Annotated in this window: 1 protein-coding gene; it reads left to right on the top strand. The window is 64.8% G+C overall.

Features of this window, described 5'->3' with window-relative positions:
• Positions 1-22: 22 nt before the first annotated feature.
• Positions 23-1,132 (top strand): AMP-binding protein (locus A5781_RS17315; RefSeq protein WP_369817747.1); only part of this gene is annotated, 1,110 nt, incomplete at its 3' end.

The raw sequence follows: 1,132 nt of genomic DNA on the forward strand, positions 1-1,132 counted from the left end.
ATGCGATCGTCGGCAGCGTCAGATGTGTATAAGAGACAGGGATAACTGGGGTAACCGGGCGGTGTTGGACCGTCCGGCGGTGTCGGGGGTGTCGATCCCGGCGTTGTTTGCCGCCCAAGTCGCGCGCACGCCCGAGGCGGTGGCGCTGAGTTTCGGGGACCGGTCGTGGACCTATCGCGAGGTGGATGAGGCCGCGAATCGGTTGGCGCACTTCCTGGTTGCCCGTGGGGTGGGCCCGGGTGAGTGCGTAGGGTTGCTGATGGAACGTGGCGCGCAGGCCATCATCGCGATCCTAGGGGTTTTGAAGTCTGGGGCGGCCTACGTGCCGATCGACCCGGGCCTGCCCACAGCGCGGATCGGGTTCATGCTCGGCGATGCCGCCCCGATCGCCGCGATCACCACCACCGGGCTGGCCGCGCGGGTCGACGGTCATCACGTGGCGGTCATTGATGTCAACGACCCCGCCATCGATGTTCAACCCAGTACCCCATTGCCGGCCCCGGCTGCTGAGGATCTTGCGTATCTGATTTACACCTCGGGCACCACCGGGGTGCCCAAAGGCGTTGCCGTGACCCACCACAACGTCACCCAGTTGCTGGGGTCATTGGATGGGGATTTGGCGGCACCGGCACCAGTGTGGGCGCAGGTGCATTCGTATGCCTTCGATGCCTCGGTTGAGGAGATCTGGGGCGCCCTGCTGGGTGGGGGCCGGTTGGTGGTGGTGCCCGAGTCGGTGGCCGGCTCTCCAGAAGAGTTGCATGCGTTACTGATTGCTGAGCAGGTCAGTGTGTTGAGTCAGACTCCTTCGGCGGTGGCGATGCTGTCACCGGAGGGGTTGGAGTCGGTGGCGTTGGTGGTGGCCGGTGAGGCGTGTCCGGCTGAGGTGGTGGATCTGTGGGCGGCACCAGGGCGGGTGATGATCGATGCGTATGGGCCGACGGAGACCACGGTATGTGCGTCGATCAGCACTCCGCTCACCCCCGAATCTCAGGTGGTGCCGATTGGGTCGCCGATACCGGGGGCGGCGATGTTCGTCTTGGACAGGTGGCTCAAGTCGGTGCCGGCGGGGGTGGTCGGTGAGTTGTATGTGGCCTGTCTCTTATACACATCTGACGCTGCCGACGATCGCATA

The sequence above is a fragment of the Mycobacterium sp. 852002-30065_SCH5024008 genome (genome assembly GCF_001665645.1).
Taxonomy (GTDB): domain Bacteria; phylum Actinomycetota; class Actinomycetes; order Mycobacteriales; family Mycobacteriaceae; genus Mycobacterium; species Mycobacterium paraffinicum.